The sequence below is a fragment of the Paenibacillus amylolyticus genome (genome assembly GCF_001570725.1).
Lineage (GTDB): Bacteria > Bacillota > Bacilli > Paenibacillales > Paenibacillaceae > Paenibacillus > Paenibacillus amylolyticus_A.
The window spans coordinates 3,551,639-3,571,642 of record NZ_BCNV01000001.1 but is presented as its reverse complement, the minus strand read 5'-3'; the positions used below and the strand labels follow the sequence as shown (position 1 = coordinate 3,571,642).

General features: G+C 38.8%; 16 protein-coding genes. 14 read left to right on the top strand and 2 right to left on the bottom strand.

The window, feature by feature from the left end:
* Positions 1–107: 107 nt before the first annotated feature.
* The 7 genes from PAHA3_RS15830 (at position 108) to PAHA3_RS15800 (ending at position 9,752) form a co-directional block, all read left to right on the top strand.
* A complete protein-coding gene (locus tag PAHA3_RS15830) occupies positions 108–743 on the top strand; it encodes a ComEA family DNA-binding protein (RefSeq protein ID WP_062835558.1) in 636 nt (211 codons plus the stop codon).
* A 39-nt stretch (positions 744–782) separates the two neighbouring features.
* A complete protein-coding gene (locus PAHA3_RS15825) occupies positions 783–1,304 on the top strand; it encodes a deoxycytidylate deaminase (protein WP_062835557.1) in 522 nt (173 codons plus the stop codon).
* A gap of 103 nt (positions 1,305–1,407) precedes the next feature.
* The gene (locus tag PAHA3_RS15820; RefSeq protein ID WP_062835556.1) at positions 1,408–4,098 is read left to right on the top strand and encodes a ComEC/Rec2 family competence protein; all 2,691 of its coding nucleotides are present in this window, start codon (positions 1,408–1,410) and stop codon (positions 4,096–4,098) included.
* Between the two features lie 85 nt (positions 4,099–4,183).
* Positions 4,184–5,299, top strand: a complete 1,116-nt coding sequence (locus tag PAHA3_RS15815; protein WP_153028218.1) for a tyrosine-type recombinase/integrase — start codon at positions 4,184–4,186, stop codon at positions 5,297–5,299.
* A gap of 36 nt (positions 5,300–5,335) precedes the next feature.
* Positions 5,336–7,696, top strand: coding sequence for a site-specific integrase (locus PAHA3_RS15810; RefSeq protein ID WP_235599493.1), 2,361 nt, complete (start codon positions 5,336–5,338; stop codon positions 7,694–7,696).
* A gap of 15 nt (positions 7,697–7,711) precedes the next feature.
* A complete protein-coding gene (locus PAHA3_RS15805) occupies positions 7,712–9,289 on the top strand; it encodes a tyrosine-type recombinase/integrase (RefSeq protein ID WP_062835553.1) in 1,578 nt (525 codons plus the stop codon).
* A gap of 1 nt (position 9,290) precedes the next feature.
* Entirely contained in the window at positions 9,291–9,752 is a 462-nt protein-coding gene (locus tag PAHA3_RS15800) for a DUF6262 family protein (RefSeq protein WP_062835552.1), read from the top strand.
* 485 nt (positions 9,753–10,237) lie between these two features.
* On the opposite strand, the gene PAHA3_RS15795 is transcribed toward PAHA3_RS15800, so the two are convergent.
* A complete protein-coding gene (locus PAHA3_RS15795) occupies positions 10,238–11,230 on the bottom strand; it encodes a zinc-dependent alcohol dehydrogenase family protein (RefSeq protein ID WP_062835551.1) in 993 nt (330 codons plus the stop codon).
* 572 nt (positions 11,231–11,802) lie between these two features.
* On the opposite strand from PAHA3_RS15795, the gene PAHA3_RS15790 reads away from it, so the two are divergent.
* On the top strand, positions 11,803–12,423 hold the full coding sequence (locus PAHA3_RS15790) for a LysE family translocator (protein ID WP_062835550.1): 621 nt from the start codon (positions 11,803–11,805) through the stop codon (positions 12,421–12,423).
* 154 nt (positions 12,424–12,577) lie between these two features.
* Here PAHA3_RS15790 and PAHA3_RS15785 read toward each other — a convergent pair whose 3' ends face one another.
* The gene (locus tag PAHA3_RS15785; RefSeq protein ID WP_062835549.1) at positions 12,578–13,024 is read right to left on the bottom strand and encodes an Lrp/AsnC family transcriptional regulator; all 447 of its coding nucleotides are present in this window, start codon (positions 13,022–13,024) and stop codon (positions 12,578–12,580) included.
* Positions 13,025–13,442: 418 nt separating this feature from the next.
* On the opposite strand from PAHA3_RS15785, the gene PAHA3_RS15780 reads away from it, so the two are divergent.
* From PAHA3_RS15780 to PAHA3_RS15755, 6 genes are all read left to right on the top strand, one after another.
* On the top strand, positions 13,443–14,279 hold the full coding sequence (locus PAHA3_RS15780; RefSeq protein ID WP_062835548.1) for an SDR family oxidoreductase: 837 nt from the start codon (positions 13,443–13,445) through the stop codon (positions 14,277–14,279).
* An 88-nt stretch (positions 14,280–14,367) separates the two neighbouring features.
* Positions 14,368–15,174 carry an SDR family NAD(P)-dependent oxidoreductase gene (locus tag PAHA3_RS15775; RefSeq protein ID WP_062835547.1) on the top strand — a complete coding sequence of 269 codons (807 nt, stop codon included), beginning with the start codon at positions 14,368–14,370 and terminating at the stop codon, positions 15,172–15,174.
* Between the two features lie 34 nt (positions 15,175–15,208).
* Entirely contained in the window at positions 15,209–16,198 is a 990-nt protein-coding gene (locus PAHA3_RS15770) for an aldo/keto reductase (RefSeq protein ID WP_062835546.1), read from the top strand.
* Positions 16,199–16,311: 113 nt separating this feature from the next.
* Positions 16,312–17,520, top strand: a complete 1,209-nt coding sequence (locus PAHA3_RS15765; protein ID WP_062835545.1) for an MFS transporter — start codon at positions 16,312–16,314, stop codon at positions 17,518–17,520.
* A 124-nt stretch (positions 17,521–17,644) separates the two neighbouring features.
* Entirely contained in the window at positions 17,645–19,060 is a 1,416-nt protein-coding gene (locus PAHA3_RS15760; protein ID WP_062835544.1) for a glycoside hydrolase family 1 protein, read from the top strand.
* A 110-nt stretch (positions 19,061–19,170) separates the two neighbouring features.
* The gene (locus PAHA3_RS15755; RefSeq protein ID WP_062835543.1) at positions 19,171–19,911 is read left to right on the top strand and encodes an SDR family oxidoreductase; all 741 of its coding nucleotides are present in this window, start codon (positions 19,171–19,173) and stop codon (positions 19,909–19,911) included.
* Positions 19,912–20,004 lie beyond the last annotated feature (93 nt).

Genomic DNA, 20,004 nt, shown 5'->3' with positions numbered 1-20,004 from the left:
TGACATGAAAAATGCATAACTTGTTTCATCAGGAAAAGTTCAACGGTTCGGAAGCACCGCCCGTGTTCGAAATGAATAATTTTGAATTCAGGGAGAGGTGTGGAAGAATGAGATGGAATAAAGGAATGACCATTGCTGTTGCGGTGGTTGGAAGTATACTTATATTATGGTCGGGCAAAAGTGAACAACCACCTAGTGGCTGGGAACCCTTGCAGCTCGGCACCGAGAAGCCGACGATAGAGCAGGAACTCCCTGCTGTACTGTCGGCTACTTCGGTTCAGGGCAATACAGGAGCATCTTCTGGATCGGATGCAAGTGAGTTGCAGATTGGGAATGATGCAAAGGCAGATAAGTCTAAAGAGCTTGCGAGCGCTTCAGTTGAAGGTGATTCGGGAGTTCAAACTACAAGTCATGCAAATGATAATCCACCAGACACCTCAAATTCGATTGAACCAGTTGCGCAAGGTACGAATTTGAATTCTTCGGCTACCTCGGAGACAGGTTCGAGCAGTGATTCATCTGTAGTTCGTGAAGAATCTGGCGACAATGGCAAGATTGATGTGAATACCGCTCCTGTCTCCAAGCTTATAGAGCTTCCCGGAATCGGGGAGAAGAAAGCTCAAGCCATTGTGGACTATCGGAATGCACATGGTCCTTTTGCGAAAGTTAGTGATCTGACGAAGGTCAAAGGAATCGGCATGAAGATGCTGGAGAAGATGGCACCGTATGTGCAGATCCGGTAATATTAAAATAAAAATTGTGTTGAGCGGGAGGAAAGCAGCATGAGTACAGTAGAGGTACGCAAGGACTGGGACACGTATTTTATGGACATTGCATATATGGTCTCGACCCGTTCCCGCTGTTCGCGTCGTCACGTGGGTTCCGTTCTTGTTCAGGGAAAGAAACTGCTGGGAACAGCCTATAATGGTGCACCCACCGGCGTCCCGGATTGTTCTGAAGCAGGTTGCATGATTTCGGAAGAATATGAGTTGGTCGTGACCGATGGTCGGGAAGAAATGGTCAAAAAGCAACGCTGCATTCGCACAATCCATGCGGAGCAAAATTTGCTTTTATTCACAGACCGAATTGACCGCGAAGGCTCATCTGTGTATGTGACCGACGAACCTTGCTGGACATGTGCAAATATGCTGGCGAATAGTGGAATTACAGAAATCGTCTTTCATCGTTCTTATCCTAAAGATACCGGTAAGGTTACCAACATGATGCAACAGAAGGGCATAACGTTCCGCAGACTGGAGAATTACCAGCCCCCGCGGGAAACGATGATGACTGTGAGCAATTAATGTGAATATGGTCGAATACGCGAGGGAGAACCTCCGGCAAGCCTGAATTGGCTTTCCGGAGGTTTTTCTGCGTTCATCGGGTGAAATGAAGGAGACGGGATAAATGAAAGGTAGACCTTTGCTAAGCTTTACGATTTGCTGGTTATGCGGTAGCGGGATGGCATGTGCTTTAACAGGCTGGACATTGATCTGGGGAATGATTGGAGCGCTGGCGTGCCTGCCACTTCTACTTCGTTTCATAGATGTACGTGGTTGGTCCATTTTATTTTTACTCGCTGCCTTTATTGGAGGTGCTGCACATTGGGAATGGAATGACGCACGCAATCATAGCAGACTGCCTGAGACTACTCATATTTCTGCTAGAGAGTTGGACGGTTTGGCAGCCGAAATTCAGGGTGAGCTTGTGTCAGATGTACGCATTGATGGAGATCGGGCAGACTTTAAGATACAGATGTCTTCAATATTGCCCATATCGGATTCATCAGCAGATACAGATCTGACAGCATCATCTGTATTCAAAATAGATGAACAATTGATGGTGCAAGTCAGACTTATGGAGGAAGAGGAACAGCAAGTAGCAGCAGGTTGGAAGAGGGGCGATTCAATCACGCTTAATGGTTCTTTTGCCCTTCCTGGTGAAGCCAGGAACTTTGGCGGGTTTGATTATCGGAGTTATTTGCGAACATTGCATATCCACTGGTTGTTCAAAGTGAAGGGAGCCAGTTCAGTTACAGCAGCTCCCCCTGAAGGGCTTGGACTATTTAACGTACTACGATGGACGGATTGGACGAGGCATACGTTGGGTTCGGCGGTTGAGCAGTTATTTCCTGAACCTCATGCAGGATATATGAAGGGTCTTATTATCGGGATGGATAATGATATCGATCCAGGCACCTATGGTCAATTTTCACAACTGGGTCTAACGCATATTCTAGCAATCTCTGGAACCCATGTCGCTGTATATGTAGCTTCGCTGCTACTCATTCTATCTTGGTTAAGGCTTACCAGAGAGACGGCACTCACAATTGTTCTGATCCTGGTGCCAGCTTATGTACTGCTATCCGGTGGTTCACCTTCAGTGATTCGGGCAGGAATTATGTCCATGATTGGGTTGTATATGGCACGTCGTGGCCTCGCCAGAGACGGCCTTCAGATGATTAGTGCAGCAGCATTACTGATGATGTGGTGGGACCCGTACTTTTTGCTGAGCGTCAGCTTTCAGTTATCCTTTCTCGTGACCGCAGGTTTGATGATCTATATGCCATTGATTAATCGACTGTTCAGTAATTGGCCAAAATCTCTTGCCGCAACAGCATCGGTTACGGTGACCGCTCAGTTGATTTCGTTCCCAGTAACCATTCTGTATTTCAACCAGTTCTCACTGCTCTCATTTGTAGCTAACTTTCTTCTGGTTTCTTTGATCAGTGCCATTGTACTGCCTCTTGGGACGGTCGCCATGCTATTGTCATTCATATGGGTTCCCTTGGCGAGACCTCTGGCATGGATTGCGATTCAACTGAACCAACTGACATTTGTAAGCGTGGAGTGGATGAACAGCCTGCCAGGTTTTGTGCTGATCTGGGCGACACCTTCCCTGTTATGGATTGCCGCATACTATGCTGTGTTGTATGCCTTACTCTACCTATTGTATCGTGGCAATGGGGAGCAGCGAGAAACAGCGTTTATTGAGGAGGAGACGGCTCCTCTTGTGAGGCGACAACCTCCAGTTTCAATGGGAAATGTGGGCATTCGCTCTTCGATGTCTAGCGTGGCACAGGATCAAGGTAAGAACCGTGTAGGTGAAAAAGAAACTTGTATAACGACATTAGGAGCCAGTATTGCCTGGCCGGAGTATACAAGTGCGTTTACCGCACGAGGTGCCGGATATTATGCACATGAACGAATGAGTAAAGCTCAGCAATGGTTGTGTGGGTTGCTCGCGCTCAGCTTTATTGCTGGATTGTGGTGGGCATACCAGACTCCGAAGCCTGCTGGAGCTGGCATCGTGCAGTTTTTGGATATTGGGCAAGGGGACAGTACATTGATTACAACCCCGGAAGGCAAACACATTTTGGTGGATGGTGGGGGAACGGTGAGCTTTGGGAACAATGAACAGTCATGGAAAACAAGGCGTGATCCGTATGAGGTAGGAGCCAAGGTGGTTGTTCCTTTATTGAAAAAGAGAGGCATCCATCAACTGGACGCTGTCATTGTAACGCATGCCGATCAGGATCATGCCGGAGGACTACAGGCTGTGCTGGAACAGATTCCGGTTAAACGTTTCATGTTTAATGGCACAACCAGTGGTAAAGAAAACTTTGATAAATTACTGGACACAGCCATGGAACGCAAAATTCCTCTATACGCCATTCAGCAGGGCATGTCCTATAAGGCTGATAAGGAGACGAGTCTACATTTTATAGCTCCAGATCTGGCACATGTGGATGTAAATGTATCGGGTAGTTTGCCTGTGTCTGAACACCAAAATCATGAATCCGTTGTCTTTTTGCTAGACATGGCTGGGACTTCTATGTTGTTTACTGGCGATATGGATGCTGCTGCCGAACAGGACCTGCTCTATATGATTCAAGATGGCTCATTAGCGGCCCAGTTTGAACAGAAAGGTGTAGATCTTGGAGTTACAGAGGGAGTTGTACAAAGGGTACTTACACGCCCGTTGCAGGTTAATTTAAATGATGCTTCAGCGGTGGCGTCTGTCTCCATTGACGTTCTAAAGGTTGCTCATCATGTTATATTCACTTTGTTAACACTATTAAATAAAGCACAGAAATAACATTATACATATAGTAAATTTGTCAAAGATATAGTGAAAAAAATAATTAGTTTACTATAGAAAGAGGTGTAAATATTTGTTCAATGTGAAAAAAGCTATGGTGAAAATTAATAGTGAGTTAGTTTACCGTTACTTTATTCTAGATCAGAATATGCCTGTTAATGAAGTGAACTTTTATTTAGATTATAAAAGCTTTAGAAGTCTAAATACTGGAAGGCAGTATGCATATTACTTATGTAAGTATTTAAATTTCTTAGAAAAATCTAATAAAAACTATTTGAAAGCAACAGATAAAGATTTTAAAAGATTTCTTGATTATATATTGTGGGGAAATTCAAACCAAACTAATGTATCTTCAATAAATGGTGCTATATCCTATAACACTTTAAAAGAATATGTAGTTGTAGTAACTGGTTTCTATCGTTTTCTGAACGATGAAAGGTCAGATGAATTTTTGGATAAGCGACATAAAACGAAGATGCATAGGAGAATAGATCGATACCAAAAAATTTATTGTTTTAATTATGGGAACTATATTGATAGCAGATTACGAATTTTAAAGAAAAAGAGAGTTAAGATAAGGTGGCTTGATGATGAGTTAGTTGAAACAATATTAACAGGATTTAATACTTTAAGAGATAAAGCTATTTTTCTTATTACTGTGTTATGTGGGGCTAGAATTGGAGAAGTACTGAGCCTACATTATGATGATTTTGTAGAGTGTAGGCGTCAAAATTTAAGATTCATTAAGCCACACGAATCTAAAGGTTTATCAGAGGGGGAAGCTAGAGACCTTTTATTGCCAGAAAACTTATGTCGAATAATTGACTCGTATATATTATCAGAAAGAGCAATTGCAGAACAAGAATCAGGTGCATACTTTACAAAAGAGTTATTTATTACACTAAGGAAAGGAAACAATCAAGGTAATAAACTTACTTACAATTCCTATCGAAAGGCATTCAAACAAGCTGTAAAACGTAGCGGACTAGATTCAAGTTTATTTGCAACTCATGATGGTCGAAGAACTAAGGTTATGTCTCTATTAAAATATCAAAGTGAACATGGGGATCTAACAGATGAAATGATAAGACAAATCATGGGATGGACAAATCCCGCAACAATCAATTCTTATAAAAATATGAAAGATATGAGTTATATGAAAAGTATTCTAATGAAAGTTTCATCGTTTGAAAAATAAATGTATATCCAGCAGGAGTGAATATCAGTGGCTTTAATGATAAGTTGTGTGAAAGGGAGAATAGGTTTAAAGAGAGTAGAGTACAGAGGTATAGAAGTGATAATAAATTGGAATAAAATTAAATCTGTCGATGTTAAGAAAGTTGAGTTTAACTTTTATAAACTTTTGGAATGTTTGAATAAAGGAGAGAGTTTGAAAGAGGTTGTGAATTTTTTTAAGATAGGTAATACATTGAAATTAATATTTGCTTTTGCATCACTTCTAATGGATGAATATTTTGATGAAATAATAAAAAAACAAATAAAGGAAATGAACACAAGTAGTATAGATTTAATTACACAAGAGGTTTTTGGGCTTAGTAAATTAGGCATAAGAGAAAATAATAATAAGCCTGCGATTGAGCTGGAGAAGATCATGGAGAGACTACTATGTGCTAACGCTAGTGAAAATGTTGATTCAAAACATATCTATGTTTGCCTTAGTAATAAAGTTAGTGAATATTACATTTCTAACCAAGGTACAGTTGTACCCATAATCTTAATCAATTTTCCACACAAAGATGTTGCGAATAATATTAAATTTCTTGTCATGACAATACCCGCAATAGAAAAAAAGATTTTAAATTTCGAGGGTCTAACTGAACAAACACAAGTTTTAGGGCGTACGAATATATTTAATATTTTATTCGGTTTTTTTAAACATGAAACCTTTAAGTATTTTGAATATTGTGCATCGCTTTTTACTGAACAGAGAAGACGGATTACTCTCGTTAAACTGATTAAAGAAACTATTGATCCTTCTGTTAAGGGTTCATGGCAATCTTTCAAAGGAATAGAAGAAGATATAAAAGCAAGATTAGAGAATCTCGTTAATAACGAGTATGATAAACAACTTAAGATTCTTCCTTTAACAAATAATAGCCACATGGAGAGATCTAATTTAATTTGGAAGTATTACTGGAGAGAAAACCATATTTTAAGTTCAGTGTATTTTGATTTCTCATTTATAAAATACAAAAAAATTCGAGAAGGCTTTATGGCGTTTATGAAAAATTCTCTTCTCATTAATAATGTTCCGAATGCAAGGCATAAATTTTTCACAGTAGCAACCGGCATAAGAGGTTTAGAATTAGTTAAAACAAATTTCACCGATTTTAGTGAGATTCAGAAAAGTGATGTTCGATTACTAAAAATTCATTTAGAAACCTCATATAAAACTAAATCAGGAAAAAATGCTTCTATATCATTTATATCAAAAATCTTTACACATATGAGTCAGTTAATTGATTTTATAAAGGCTTATAATACTGAACAAAATGAGTTTAATCCAATAAAAGTACTTAATGTTCCACAACATAATTATTTTGATGACTTTAAATTTACAAATTTAAATAACATGAAAAATAATACAAAATTCATTCCAGAAGTAGTTATGGAAGCGTTAAATAAATACAAATACGAGATGAGTGATACTTACCGTCTTATTTTCGATATTTTCAATTCTACTGGTCTTCGGGCAAAAGAAGTAAGTTTACTAGAATATGATGCTTTGAAGTACGATACCAAAAATGAGATGTGGTATATGCTTGTCAAGAATTATAAAACTGAAAAAAGTAAAGTAAAAAAAGGTTTAGAGGAGAAGCGTATTGTTCCAATTCCTAATCAACTAGCTCAAAGAATAAATAAATATCAAGAAGAAACCCAAAAATTCCGCGATGAAGTTAAATCTATCTATCTGTTCATTAAGAAAGCAAAAGGGTTCGGTCATAATTATGGTATTGTCAATCCTTCAGATGTTATGAAAGCAATGAAAACTCTAATCAAGAATAAAAACATTATGGATGATAATGGTGATTTATGGAATATAACAACACGTCAAAGTCGAAAGACTTTTGCTGTTAATTTAGTTTCCAATGGTGCCTCCATGGAAGAAGTATCGACCGCACTTGATCATGCATGGCTTGAAACTACTGCTTTGTTTTACACAGAAGTAGATAAAATGAGAGTTGCTGATATGAATAGTGAGTTCTTTCAGAAAAAATTTGAAGTTCAGCTTACTGATGAACAGTGGAGTAAGTTCTCTGAAAAAGAGAGAAAGCAGTTGTATATTGACTTTTGCCTTGGGACTCGTACTGTAGAATTGGGACAATGTTCATTGCATATCTCTGAGGGGGTTTGTAATAAAATTGAATGTGCTACATGTAGTAATTTGTGTACTGGAAGGGATTATATTGATAAGTGGGAAGAGATGTTCCGAGATCAAAGTAATCAGTTAAATTCATTGAAAACGTTTTACGAAAAAAATCACATAACAGATTACAGTGAGTATGTTGAATATAAAAGAATGAAGTATCTAAGTGAGGTATATCGAGAAGTTATAAAAAATATTTCTTTATGATAGTTAGGAGAAATCATGAAAACTCAAAGTTCAAATATAACAGATATGCACCCAAATCATAAAGAAATTGATGTGTCTAAACTAAAAAAAGTTTTGCAGGTATACAGTTCTTTGAGTGAGTTTAAGGATAATACTTGGTATTTGAACATTGTACAAAAACCAGGGTCTTCATTAACTAACACAACCTTATATTTCAGTAAATGTCCCTCATCGTACAGATCTATGATTAAAAACTTTGCAATAATCTTACTTGCTGAAAAATATGCTTCAGCAAGAACTATTTCATCAGTAGTTTTCGAAACTATAACTTTCTGTAAATATCTTGAAAATTTTCACTCTTCAATCAAATTATCTAAAGTGAAAAAGAATCACGTTGCAGAGTATATAAGTTTCTTGGATAAAAAGTATGCTTATGAAACAAAAATAAAACTCTATAGATCTCTGAGAGTCTTCTTCAAGACTATGAGAGATTTCGAAGAAATGCCGTCTAATTCACCCTTACTGGTTATAAATCCCTATCCAAGATTAAGAAAGAATATTGTAAATAATACAGAAAAAATGATACCGGAATATGTTACTAATCAAGTTGATCAAATTTTCAGAAACGAAAAAATCCCTTTACATGTTCGTTTGGCATATTGGATTCTGCGTAGCATACCGTCGAGAATCTCTGAGATAACAGGGATGCAGTTAGACTGTATCTTGCCTGCATTAAGACCCAATTGTGCAATTTTAAAAATTCCAACTTGGAAACAAAATGGAGGTTATCTAGAGCCTGAAAATAGACTTATAGAAATCAAAAATGAAGGACATGGTGCTTATTTATTGAGCTTACTGAAACAACAACAATATATTGCTAAAGAATATCAAGAAGCAATTAGAAAAGTAGAAGATAAAGACTTATTATTCATCTATAAAGTAGAATATATGGAAAAATCAAATACCTTCCATTTGGATAAATCTACTCAATTAATTCAGCGCAAAACACCAATAGTATGTACAGAGAGAAATCTAACTTTACATTTTAATAAGGTATGTAAAGATTATGATGTGAAAACGGAAGACAACATAAGCTATAAGTTTAGTTCACATCAGTTAAGGCATAACGGTATTACTGATCGTATATATTTCGGCTTCAATTTAGACGATGTTAGAGAAATGACTAATCACAAAGGTTCTGAAATGCTAGTAAGAAACTATATACACATTAACAATGAAGAACTTCAAAAAAAACAAGATAAAATTTATGAGATAACAAATGATCTACAAGTTAGTCAAAATGTATTCTTCAAAGGTAATATTTTAAAAAGTGTAGATCAAGAACAACGTGTGTTAAAAAGTCCACGTGCAGGAAGACTTGGGGGGATAGGAATTTGTTCAGATATGCTTGGGTGTTCGAATCCTTCCGAGTGTCTTCAATGTCTTAACTTTATGCCTGATTCTACGCAGCAGGAGTACTTTGAAGCCCAAATAGAGTTGTGGTCAAAAAAGGCTCATTTATTTTGTCGAAATCCAATTTGGAAGGATCATGCTATAAATAATATTAATGCTTATCAGAATATTGTTAATAAAATAAAGATGAGGGAGAATTGATTTGAAAAAAAGAAGTTTACCCGAAGAACTTTTATTAAGACAAGAAATTGCTAGGCAGGAAACATTAACGAAATTGCAAAATGCCATAGATGACTTGAATTCTGAAGGAGCACTAGTAACTTTAAGTAAATTGGTAGTAAGGACAGGATTAAGTCGAAGTACCTTAAACAAGTCTCACGTTAAAAAATTCTTGATGAAGAACAAAATAGGAAAGTACAATTTGATGTCTGTGCCTAACGAAGAACTGACAGAAGATACCGAAGAGCTGAAAATGAGAATTGTTAAATTAACACAACAGCTAAAAAAAGAGACAGAAAGATATAAAATTATCAAAGAGGAGCAAAAACTCCTCTCTAAGAATTATGAATTTTTATTGGGGAAGTATCACCGTGCTGTAATGATTGCATTCAATCATGGTATTCCTATAGACATACCAGATATAGAAAGCGAAAAAGAGTACTAAGATCTGAAAAAAAAGTGAAAATATCTGTAGATATTATAATATAATTTAGGTTTTTTTGAAGGAGTTCATACTAGTTCAACACCATGTAAGGTGATGCTAGTAGAGTATGTTTGGAAAAACCATAGGGGTCTTTTAGAATCATTGATTAAGTGTCACACGGATTTAGTACATGAAAAGTTATCAAAAACTTATCTGTTCTCAACGAATAGTTATATGTGCCAACATTTATATGAATTGGATTAGGGCTGTTTTCTTTAAATTAGTGTATCAGCGTTTGGATTTATAGCTGAGGACAGCAACTGAGAAGCAGTCAACTAGTAGTAAAACAAAAAGGCGACTCTAATTTCGACAACCTAAGATAGTCCTAGGGAGCGAATGTGAAATCGTGTAACATTCATTGAGCTAATGAATGCTACACGATTGTGCTTCCGATAGTACACAATCTGCATTCAGGTCATCTAACGTTTAGCGCTGGTCATATGCTTCTATGACACTGTCAAAACAATCTTTCCTATGTGATTTCCGGCTTCAAGATAACGGTGAGCATCACTAATGTCTTCGAGTGGGAAGGTCCTGTCTATTATCGGTTTTAGGTCACCGGATTCGAGACCTTTACGGATGAAATCGACAGCCTCCATGCGGCGGTTATTGTCACTAGTGATCTCTACCATATCGTAGCCACGGATAGTGAGTTGTTTGAACAAGACTTGGCCGACATCCAAAGGTGCTGGATCAGGGTGAAGGCGGCCATAGAGCAAAATTTTTGCATGGCGAGCAGCTACTGTGATTAGATCCGCCAGCACTGGACCACCAACTGGGTCGAAAATCACTTCTGCACCCGAACCATTGGTGATTTTGCCAACTCGTTCTACGAGATTTTCTTCATTTGTTGCGATGACCTCGGCGGCACCAGCGGCTAACAAAGCCTTACGTTTAGTGCTGGTACGCGTTAGTGCAATTGGGCGTGCACCGACCATATTGGCAATCTGAATCGCTGCAAGTCCGACACTGCTAGAAGCTGCAGGGATTAGTACGGTTTGGCCTTGGCTAAGGCTACCAAATTCAATCAGTCCACCGTATGCGGTTGTAAACATCATCCATACTGCCGCTGCTTCTTTAAATGACAACTTATCTGAATGAGCTACGACAGCATAGGCGGGAGCCAGGACATGCTGACCATGTAGGGGGTATTCAGTAGCAGGGACACAAGGTATCACGCTTACCTTATCTCCGACATTAAAACCAGTAACCCCGTCTCCTATCGACTCAACTACTCCAGCAGCCTCTAATCCAATACCCGAAGGAAAGACAGGCTTCGCACCGTGCTCTCCTGAACGAAACATGGACTCCGCCCGGTTTAAACCTAGCGCATGAGTTTGGATTAATACTTCTCCCTTACCTGGAGAAGGGACGGGTACTTCTTCAAGCGCCAGCACTTCTGGACCGCCTGTTTGATGAAAACGGACAATTTTGTTCATCATATATCCTCCTCGATAATGTCTTGATCATACAGAATTTATTAACAGAGTGAATTTGTGAATCTAACACACTTTTATTCTGTACTTATATGATATCAAATCAATTTAACAAAAAACATAAGGTAACAATGGTATATCAATAATATTGCTTATGAATAAAATTTATTTATCATATAATGCATTTAATGTATAAGTTGAGTTTTGCATAATTAAAATATTGTAAATTACATAAGAAAACTTGATCATTGCTACAAAAATACCGATTGGGGAATCACTTTCGAAAAATAGAGTAATGGTGACGGTTGGTAGGCTAATAAAAATTCAATACTCTTTACATGTTATAAGTAGAGTTCATCATTGAATAGCAGACGTTTATGGGAGCCACAGAAGTTGTTAACTTGCTAGTAGGCACAACCAGTCCATTGGCAGAAAAGACATAATACGCCTCATAGCAACAAAACTACCGACTAAAGTCAGTAGGTAGCATAAGGTTAAATCTAGATATTGAAATTTGGTTTATAACGCGTTAGTATTGTGTATCCAAAAAACCAAAATACAATAGGAGGCACAGTATGAATGACATACTCGCTTTTTCAATCTTACTGATTTTCATTGTGATGTCACCGGGTGTCGATTTTGCATTAATAACAAAACGAACTTTGACCGATGGTAAGAAGGATGGTATTAAAATTGCATTAGGTCTAGCTAGCGGAGCCCTAGTGCACACAATGGCAGCAGCTCTAGGGCTTTCCATTATATTAATGAAATCGGCTGTAGCCTTTGAACTAATCAAATACGCTGGCGCTGCTTATTTGATTTACATGGGTTTTTCTTCCTTCATTACTAAGCGAAAGAGTGATCTAAATCAAGATGAGCCTGAGAATATAAAAAGATCAGCTTTTGTGCAAGGACTGGTTTCCAATGTTCTTAATCCAAAGGTAGCTATCTTTTTTCTTACTTTTCTACCTCAATTTGTGGCAGCTGACCTAAATGCGAGTCTACAATTCCTGATCATGGGTTCCTTTTATGCATTGCTTTCAATATTATGGTTTTCTACAATCGTATTTTTATTAAGTTATGTAAGGCAGTGGCTAATGTCGCCAAAGGTTCAAAGTATTATAGACAAAACCACCGGGATAGTCTTAATCGCATTCGGGCTAAATATGATTTTCAAAGTACAAAAAACAGGATAGTAAAGTTATGAAGAGGGGACTCTTGGAGCTGCCCTTTTTTTGTATGACAACATAGATTTAACATCATTATCTGCTTAAAAGGGTATTCACTTGCTTTGGCTTAAAGCGAGTGGATACCCTTTTTGATTTTTCTTAAGAAAATGGTTGAACGATGTTAATCATGAGTTACATCACCTGACGGCAACAATGGTTTATTTTCAATGGGCGATGATAAAGTAATGACAGTGGTAAAGTTCCCATACATGATACTTTCATTTTCAAATAACTCAAGTTCTTTAGTGGACTCAACGATGACTTTGATCAAATAATTATGTTCCCCACTAACCCGGTAACACTCCATGACTTGTGGAGATTTCTCACAATAGTCAACAAACTCAAGACATTGGTTAGTCCGGAAAAGCAAAAAGGCGGTCATCGGTTTTCCGACCTTTTCATTTGAAACAAGTGCTCTGTAACCCGTTATAACTCCTTGTTCTTCTAGTCTCTTCACCCTTTCAGTTACTGCAGGCTGGGATAATCCTATAAGTTTACCAATGGAAGTCATTGTTAAACGGGCATCTTCCTGTAAATGCATGATAATATCTTTGTCTATATTGTTCATAAATACACTCCTCACTCTATATTACGTTTTTCATTATAATACCTTGATTATAAAGAAGAAATTCCTGAAATCACATGTATCTTATCATAAATAGTCTAAATTACATTATAGTTTCTAAGTATGAAATCGGTTGCAAACACCGATATTATGATTCCAAAGTAAAATCAACTAAAAAAAATGGTTTCATCACGGAATGAGTGTATAAACCATGGTTTTGCCATGTAAAATTTTCGTTCAATTTATTAAAATTTTATGTGTAAAAAATATAAGTACACAATCATTGTGAATGAGGTCATGAGTATTCTCTTTCATAGTGAACTTGGAAACATAATCCTTAAGCTTAGTAACAGTTTAATGTGCTTATAGAAAAGTGCATCAACAAAGAAGAACTCATAACTCGTAAAGGGGATCGGTTGAAATGACTCAAAATAATGTGTGGTTTGTAACAGGTGCTTCAAAAGGTCTTGGGTTAGCTTTGGTGCAGAAATTGCTATCTCAAGGATTTAGTGTAGCCGCAACGTCAAGAAATAAAGACGATTTAATTGCAGCGGTAACAGTTGATACAGAAAACTTTTTGCCATTACAAATGGACCTAGTCGATGAATTGAGTATACAAAAGGCGATTAGTGAGGTTAAAGAACGGTTCAGAACGATTGATGTGGTAGTGAATAATGCCGGGTATGGACAACTCGGGGCCATTGAAGAAATATCCGACATGGAGGTTCGAAACTGCTTTGATGTGAATGTCTTCGGAACCATAAATGTTATTCGTGCAGTACTACCTATCATGCGTCAACAACAATCAGGCCATATTTTAAACGTAGCTTCTATAGCTGGTTTCCGAGCAGGTAATAGGAATGGTATTTATGCAGCAACAAAATTTGCAGTAGATGGTCTGACTGAATCGCTTGCAGCAGATGGAGCTCCTTTTGGAATAAAAGCAACTTGTGTACTACCAGGATATTTTAGAACAAAATTCTTAAGTGAAGGTTCATTGCGTCTTGCTGAGAATCCCTTGGATGCATATAAAGATGATGAATTCACGAAATTCCTAAATGGGCGCGATGGAGCACAAATGGGAGATCCAAATAAAGCGGCAGATGTGTTTATTGAATTGAGTCGTGCGGAAAACCCACCAGTTCATTTGTTTCTAGGAAATGATGCGCAAGTAGAATTTCATAAAAAAATGGAAGATTTGAATTCACAAGCAACTGCGTGGAAAGAGTTATCAACATCTACGGATTTCGAAGAGTAATATATATCCTTATATTGGTGAACGTTTTATCCTCGTAGATTTAAATGAAATACAACCAGCTTAAAACTACACGAAGGAGGCAATTCATATGATGCTAGAAGGAAAAAAAATCATCATTACCGGTGGAGTTACAGGATGTGGAAGGATATCAGCAATTGAGTGTGCTAGAGAAGGTGCTTCAGTGGTTACAATGTCTCGAGCGCGGCCGACCGATGAAAGAGCTGTTAAGGTCATCGAGGAATGCAAAAAAGTTGGATCAGGCTCCTATAAACATATCCAGGTTGATGTCAGCGACAAAAAGGCAGTCTTCAACGCTTTTGAAGAGGCTGTTGACTTTATGGGCGGCAGTTTGGATGCTACGGTGAGTTCCCATGCTATTGATGCTCATACTTCAAGTGAAGAAGTTGATGAAGAAGAACTCCTCAACGTGATTGCTGTAAATACATTCGGGACAATTTGGGTGGACCAAGCTTCCTTTAAGTATATGAAAGAAAATGGGGGTTCCATCATTAACTATGCTTCTGTCGCTGGTGTAACAGGCATTGAAGGTATGCCGGCTTATACAGTATCCAAAGGTGGCATTGTTTCTTATTCACGCCTGATTGCGAAAGAGTGGGGGAAATATGATATTCGGGTCAACATGATGTTACCTGTTGTTATGACCGAACTCGCGATGATTGGAAGAGATTCGCTTAAGCAAGATCCTGAGGCGTTATCTGGATTTGAAAAATGGCTCGATGATAACATCCATTTAGGTAAAGGCAAACGCGGGTTCGAAAAACAAGCCGACGCCATTAACGCCGCATATCTAACGGCATTCCTTTGTAGTGATAAAGCTAGTTTTATTACGGGACAGATGATTGGTGTGGATGGTGGTATGACATTCCCGCGTTAATAAATATCTAACTATCGATTGGGAGGTAGCGAACATGGAACAACGAAAACTTGGAGAATTGGAAGTCTCAGCACTCGGATTAGGATGTATGAGTATCAGTACCAACTATGGTCCCCCTGCGGATAAAGAGCAGGGTATTAAAACGATTCGTGAGGCCTATGAAAAAGGTGTTACATTCTTCGATACTGCGGAAGTTTACGGTCCCTATGTTAACGAGGAGTTGGTTGGAGAGGCGCTCGTCCCTTTTCGTGATAAAGTAGTTATCGCAAGTAAATTTGGGTTTGACATCAAAGGGCCTGAGGGCAGTTTAATCAGTCGGCCAGATCACATCAAGAAAGTAGTTGAGGACTCACTTCGACGACTTAGAACGGATCGCATTGATCTTTATTATCAGCACCGTGTAGATCCTCAAGTACCTATCGAAGAAGTAGCTGGTGCGGTAAAAGACCTTATCCAAGAGGGTAAAGTTTTACACTTCGGTCTCTCTGAGGCAAGTGTAAATACAATCCGACGAGCTCATGCAGTGCAGTCCGTTACTGCAATTCAGAGCGAATATTCATTTATGGAACGAACTCCAGAACACAATGGAGTGCTTGATGTGTGTGAGGAATTAGGAATCGGCTTCGTTCCATGGGGGCCAGTTGGTCTCGGTTATCTCACCGGAAAAATAGATGCACACACACAATTAGACGTTGAAACGGATGTGAGAGCTGGGTTCTGGCGCTTGAATTCTGAAAACATTACAGCAAATATGCCGATTATCGATATACTTAGAACGTTTGCAGAAAAGAAGAACGCTACACCTGCTCAGATTTCTCTTGCGTGGCTCCTTGCACAAAAATCATGGATTGTACCTATCCCAGGAACGCGTAGCATAGCTCACCTTGACGAAAACTTAGGAGCAGTGGAAGTTCAGTTAACGCCATCTGAAGTTCGTGAGCTTGAAACTGAATTCTCTAAAATTAAAGTTCATGGTGCTCGTATGTCTGAAAAGCACATGCGGACAGTAGAGCAATCGATTTAGGCAATTCATAGAACAACAATCAAATGGTTTATAATTTTGTAGCCCCATTGATGATGGGGCTGCATTTATATTGTTCTGTAGTTTGCAAATTGCTGATGGGGGATGCTTGTTCGATGAATTCAAAATTAGAATCTATCTCACATAAAAATAAGGTTATACAGCAATCAGATCGACTTCCATTGGCCGGATTAATCGCAATCGCTATGGCTGGGTTTATCTGTATGCTTACTGAAACGATTCCAGCTGGTTTGTTGATACCGCTTAGTCGTGACCTCGGCATTTCAGAATCCCTTGCTGGCCAACTCGTTACTGCATATGCGTTTGGCTCTCTAATCGCTGCTATCCCTTTAACCACAGCAACACAAGGATGGAACAGGAAACCGCTATTGCTTTCATGCATTTTCGGTTTTCTGGTATTTAATACGATTACAGCACTTTCCTCTATTTTCATCATCATGCTAATTGCTCGCTTTTTTGCCGGTGTAACTGCCGGAGTGCTATGGGGGATGTCTGCCGGGTACGCAAGGCAGATGGCACCGGAATCACTTAAGGGTAAGGCTATGGCAGTTGCAATGGTTAGCGTTCCCCTCGCACTAGCAGTAGGTGTTCCTCTTGGAACATTCCTTGGTTCATTCACAAGTTGGCGCCTTGTTTTTGGCATTTTGTCACTATTAGCATTGATGTTAATGGTTTGGATTCTTTGGAAGCTTCCAGACTATCCTGGACAAGCAGTTGAGAAGCGAATACCTCTTCTGAAAGTTCTTGTTACTCCAGGGGTGCGCTCTGTGTTATTGGTTCTTTTAGCATTGGGACTTTCCCATAACATTCTTTATACCTATATTGCACCATACCTTTCCGAAGTAGGGCTAGTTCAACGAGTGGATTTGGTTCTACTTATTTTTGGTGTTGCTTCGCTGGTTGGTGTTTGGATTATAGGCGTATTTATTGACCGTAAGCTACGCTTTTTGGTTCTGATCAGCCTGGGTGGATTCGCGTTAGCATCCACGACATTAGGTATAGGGAGTAGTCAACCCATCGTTGTTTATCTTGCCATAGCTATGTGGGGACTAACGTTTGGGGGCGCACCTACGCTTCTTCAAACGGCCATTGCAGATGCAGCAGGCGAAGGTGCAAATGTGGCTCAATCTATGTACGTTACAGTATGGAATTTAGCGATCGGTGGCGGGGGTGTGGTTGGGGCCATTCTTTTGATGACCGTTGGGGTAGGTTCTTTTCCATTGGCAATATGTATATTACTTCTTCTTGCCTTCATCGTTGTATATCGAGCGCATGAGCACGGATTCCCTTCTAAGAAATACTGAAAGAACAAGGTAAGTAATGAGATGTGCTGTACGAGTATTTAAATATCAGTTGATGAAATACGTTGAAGTCATAAAAAGAGATCATTATGTTTTAGATGGATCACAACGGAGAGGCGGAAGAACAATGAGTTTACAATTCCCAAAAGATTTTTTATGGGGGGGTGCAGTGGCAGCCAACCAATTAGAAGGAGCTTATGATATCGATGGAAAAGGTTGGTCGACCCAAGATGTTATGCCAAATGGGATTAAAACGCCACCTACAGAAGTTCCTACTGAAGATAACATGAAGCTCATTGGAATCGATTTTTATCATCGTTACAAAGAAGATGTCAAGCTATTCGCTGAGATGGGTTTTAAGGTGTTCCGGACATCTATTGCTTGGTCGCGGATTTTCCCTAAAGGTGACGAGCTGGAGCCTAACGAAAAGGGATTACAATTTTACGATGATTTATTTGATGAATGCCATAAATATGGCATTGAACCACTAGTAACCATCTCTCATTATGAAACGCCACTACATCTGGCCCGAGAATATGATGGATGGGTGAATCGTAAACTTATTGGTTTCTATGAGCGCTATGTGCGTACCATCTTTACTCGATACAAAAGCAAGGTTAAATATTGGCTCACCTTTAATGAGATTAATTCCATTTTGGAATTACCATTTATGAGTGGTGGCATTAACACACCAAGAGAAAAACTTAGTAAGCAGGATCTGTATCAGGCAATTCACCACGAGTTTGTTGCAAGTGCACTAGCGGTGAAGATTGGTCATGAAACTAACCCTGATTTTAAGATTGGTTGTATGGTACTCAGCATGCCGATATACCCTATGACTCCTCATCCAAACGATGTCATTAAAACGATGGAGAGTGATCACAAAAATACGTTCTTTGCTGATGTTCATGCACGAGGTTATTACCCGGGATATATGAAACGTTTCTTCAAGGAAAACGGCATTACCATTCATTTTGAACCAGGGGATGAAGAAATCCTAAAGCATACCGTCGATTTCATATCCTTTAGTTATTATATGAGTATTTGTGAAACCGCAGATCCGAAGTTACAAATTAGAGGGGAAGGGAACATGATCGGTGGGGTAGCCAATCCATATCTTGAAGCTAGTGATTGGGGTTGGCAGATTGATCCTCAAGGACTACGTTACATTCTTAACGCGTTTTATGATCGATATCAGAAGCCTCTATTTATTGTGGAAAACGGATTGGGAGCGATGGATCAGTTAGTTACAAATGAAAAAGGCGAAAAAACGGTTGAAGATGATTATCGGATTAATTACATTAAAGAACATTTAATTCAAGTTGCAGAGGCGATAGAAGATGGCGTGGATCTGATGGGTTACACGACATGGGGTTGTATTGATCTCGTTAGTGCTTCGAATGCGGAGCTGAAGAAACGCTATGGTTTTATTTATGTAGACCGTCATGATGATGGATCAGGAACGTTGGAACGATATCGTAAAAAGTCGTTTTACTGGTATAAGGATGTCATCTCTACCAATGGTAATAGTTTGTTCGAGTAGATTGATCTGGATATACCAAGGGGACTAAGGTGTAGCTGTTTGTTGTAGACGTTCGAAAAATTAGAGTAGACGAAAATTTAAACAAATGAAAAAGTGAGGAGATTTTTTATATGTCTAATATACAAGGTAAGGTAATCATTGTTACAGGCGCCTCTAGTGGGATTGGTGAAGCCACAGCAAAAGAACTTGCATTAAAAGGTGCGAAGCTAGTGCTAGCCGCTCGACGTGAAGATCGCTTGAAAACTCTACAACAAGAAATTCAAAAAAATGCGGGGAAAGCAATATACAAAGTTACTGATGTTTCATCTCAAGAAGACATGAAAGCATTGGCTAATTATGCGATTCAAGAGTTTGGCCAAATTGATGTTATGGTCAACAATGCAGGAATCATGCCATTGTCACCAATCTCTGAGCTCAAGGTAGATGAATGGGATAACATGGTTGATGTAAATATAAAGGGTGTACTTTATGGTATTGCAGCGGTCCTTCCAACCATGAGGGAGAGAAAAGAAGGACATATTATTAACGTTTCCTCCATCGCCGGTCACTTGGTTTTCCCTGCAAGTGCAGTGTATAGTGGAACAAAATTCGCTGTACGTGCGATTACAGAAGGTCTCCGTATCGAAGAGCACTCTAACCGAATCCGCACTACAATCATTTCACCAGGATCTATTGCCACAGAGTTAACAGAGGGAATTTCGGGTGAAGAGTTAAAGAGCGCAATTAATAAAAATATGAATATTGCCATTGAACCTGCTAGCATTGCACGTGCTATTGCCTTTGCAATTGAACAACCAGCCGATGTAGCAGTAAATGAGATGATTGTTCGCCCAACAGTTCAGCAACTCTAATTATTTTTGGAAGCAAACAATTAAGATATAAATCTTTCTAAATAAAGCAGCCTCACACTGGGGGCTGCTTCTATCTTGTTAACTTTAAAAGTA

Excerpts from the sequence above, each read along its gene's own strand:
- PAHA3_RS15830 (WP_062835558.1), top strand. The coding sequence starts at position 108 with ATGAGATGGAATAAAGGAATGACCATTGCTGTTGCGGTGGTTGGAAGT.
- PAHA3_RS15825 (WP_062835557.1), top strand. The coding sequence starts at position 783 with ATGAGTACAGTAGAGGTACGCAAGGACTGGGACACGTATTTTATGGAC.
- PAHA3_RS15820 (WP_062835556.1), top strand. The coding sequence starts at position 1,408 with ATGAAAGGTAGACCTTTGCTAAGCTTTACGATTTGCTGGTTATGCGGT.
- PAHA3_RS15810 (WP_235599493.1), top strand. The coding sequence starts at position 5,336 with ATGATAAGTTGTGTGAAAGGGAGAATAGGTTTAAAGAGAGTAGAGTAC.
- PAHA3_RS15805 (WP_062835553.1), top strand. The coding sequence starts at position 7,712 with ATGAAAACTCAAAGTTCAAATATAACAGATATGCACCCAAATCATAAA.
- PAHA3_RS15795 (WP_062835551.1), bottom strand. The coding sequence starts at position 11,230 with ATGAACAAAATTGTCCGTTTTCATCAAACAGGCGGTCCAGAAGTGCTG.
- PAHA3_RS15790 (WP_062835550.1), top strand. The coding sequence starts at position 11,803 with ATGAATGACATACTCGCTTTTTCAATCTTACTGATTTTCATTGTGATG.
- PAHA3_RS15785 (WP_062835549.1), bottom strand. The coding sequence starts at position 13,024 with ATGAACAATATAGACAAAGATATTATCATGCATTTACAGGAAGATGCC.
- PAHA3_RS15780 (WP_062835548.1), top strand. The coding sequence starts at position 13,443 with ATGACTCAAAATAATGTGTGGTTTGTAACAGGTGCTTCAAAAGGTCTT.
- PAHA3_RS15775 (WP_062835547.1), top strand. The coding sequence starts at position 14,368 with ATGATGCTAGAAGGAAAAAAAATCATCATTACCGGTGGAGTTACAGGA.
- PAHA3_RS15770 (WP_062835546.1), top strand. The coding sequence starts at position 15,209 with ATGGAACAACGAAAACTTGGAGAATTGGAAGTCTCAGCACTCGGATTA.
- PAHA3_RS15765 (WP_062835545.1), top strand. The coding sequence starts at position 16,312 with ATGAATTCAAAATTAGAATCTATCTCACATAAAAATAAGGTTATACAG.
- PAHA3_RS15760 (WP_062835544.1), top strand. The coding sequence starts at position 17,645 with ATGAGTTTACAATTCCCAAAAGATTTTTTATGGGGGGGTGCAGTGGCA.
- PAHA3_RS15755 (WP_062835543.1), top strand. The coding sequence starts at position 19,171 with ATGTCTAATATACAAGGTAAGGTAATCATTGTTACAGGCGCCTCTAGT.